We start from the raw sequence: 1,795 nt of genomic DNA, 5'->3' as shown, positions 1-1,795 counted from the left end.
GGACTGGTTGCTCGTGGAGACGTTCGGAGGTCACCGGAGAGAGCCGACGGTGATGGCTGTTGGGCGCAATCCGAGGAATCTTGTTCCACTGCGAAGTGTGCTCAGCCGTGGGCCTTTTCTCTCGGACGTGCTGATTCTGATCGCTCGGGTCGTCGAGACAGGAGAACCTCTCGAAGTTGCCGCGACTGCGGGGAAGCGTCGGATCATCGGCCATCCGCTGGCTACCTACGGCGGTGGGGTCCATGGTGTTTACGTGTGGGTTGGCCGGCCGGACGAGGAGCCTCCTCCACGCGACCCGGCCGGCGCCTGGCACATCAACGTCACCCAGCACATCAGCAGTAGGTCGGATGATCTGCTGCGGCTCTACGGGACCAGCGCCGAGAACTGGCGAAACCAGCACGATCTCGCCGAGCTGTTCGCGTACGGGCGCCTGCAGACGAACTCGGACGAGTCGAAGGCGCTCGCGCTGCTCGTCAACGCGACAGTCGGTAACGAGCATCAGGCCACCTGGACGGTGACGCGGGACGACGGCGTTCGGCGTGCCGCGCACTTCGCTTGTCGGTGCGTCGAGGTGCGCACCAGTGCAGGACGGATCGAGCGCATCGTCCGCGGCATCACCCACGACATCGGGGCGGCCGACAGCGTGCCGGCGGCACCTCCTCCGGCACCGGTTCTGCTCGCTCAGCAAGTCCTCGCCGCTGAAGCGACCTCCGGCAAGTGGCGCGCGATCGTCGACCTGCGCACGATGCGGTTGCTGAGGTGGATCGACGATCCGATGCCAGGGGTCGCGTGGAAGCTCGACGTCGCGCGTCGACCGGCAATTCATCGCGAAGACCTTCGAGCGGCTGCCAAGATGTCCGAAGAGTTGGCTGCCAGCGGGCGAGCGCGCGGCCCGTTGCGCCTTCGCTCGGAGCACGACGACTGGATGGAGGTGGCCGTCGAAGCGGCGCTCATGCTGCTCGATCAGCACACCACCGCCGCGCTGGTGACGCTGACTTTGCCTGACAGCGGTTGATGACCATCGTTCGGTTGAGAGTGCCGGGGGACCATGAGCTGGTTCGAGAACAAGGTCGCGGTGATCACCGGTGCAAGTTCAGGGATCGGCCACGCACTCGCAGTCGAGCTGTCCAGGCGAGGAGCTCGCCTCGCACTCCTTGATCGAGATGCCGAAGGCCTAGAAGTCACCGCCCGTCAATGCGGCAACGTGCTCGTTCGAACGGTCGACGTCACCGACTGGGCGGCTTTGCAGGACGTCGCAGCTGCAGTGGAGGAGGAACTCGGCGGAGTCGACGCCGTCTTCTCCGCGGCGGGCATCATCCAGCGCGGCAGCCTGCTCGACTCGGAGATCTCGGACGTCCACAGCGTGATGGCGGTCAACTGGCTGGGCACCGTGCACACGGTGAAGGCCTTCCTACCTATCGTCATGCGCTCGCCAGGCGCGCGCGTCGTCACCTTCTCGAGCGCGTACGGCTTGATGGCCATGCCGAAGTACAGCGCCTACAACGCTTCGAAGTTTGCGGTGCGCGGGTTCAGCGAGTCGCTGCGGCAGGAGCTGGCGGAGTCCGGCAGCGATGTCTCCGTGACGTGTGTGTATCCCGGTGGGGTCCGCACGCCGATCGTCCGCAACGGGCTGTACGCCGCTGGTGAGCCCCGTGACGCCGTGGTGCGGAGGTTCGAGAAGAAGGTCGCGCGCACCGAGCCGGCGGAAGCAGCGCTCACCGTCCTAAGGGGAGTAGAACGCCGTCGCGCACGTGTCCTCGTGGGATCGGATGCTCGTGCCGTCTCAGCGCTCGTT

The 1,795-nt window shown here is 66.0% G+C and carries 2 protein-coding genes; both read left to right on the top strand.

Annotated features, from left to right (window positions below; translation table 11 throughout):
• Positions 1-13 precede the first annotated feature (13 nt).
• The gene (locus tag ABZX92_RS45810; protein WP_355572443.1) at positions 14-1,015 is read left to right on the top strand and encodes a GAF domain-containing protein; all 1,002 of its coding nucleotides are present in this window, start codon (positions 14-16) and stop codon (positions 1,013-1,015) included.
• A gap of 33 nt (positions 1,016-1,048) precedes the next feature.
• Positions 1,049-1,795: SDR family NAD(P)-dependent oxidoreductase (locus ABZX92_RS45805; protein ID WP_355572441.1), on the top strand; the 747-nt coding region annotated here is incomplete at its 3' end.

The organism is Lentzea sp. NPDC006480, assembly GCF_040611995.1.
GTDB lineage: Bacteria > Actinomycetota > Actinomycetes > Mycobacteriales > Pseudonocardiaceae > Lentzea.
Note: the sequence above shows the minus strand (reverse complement) of the source record. Positions and strands in the feature narration are given on the sequence as shown.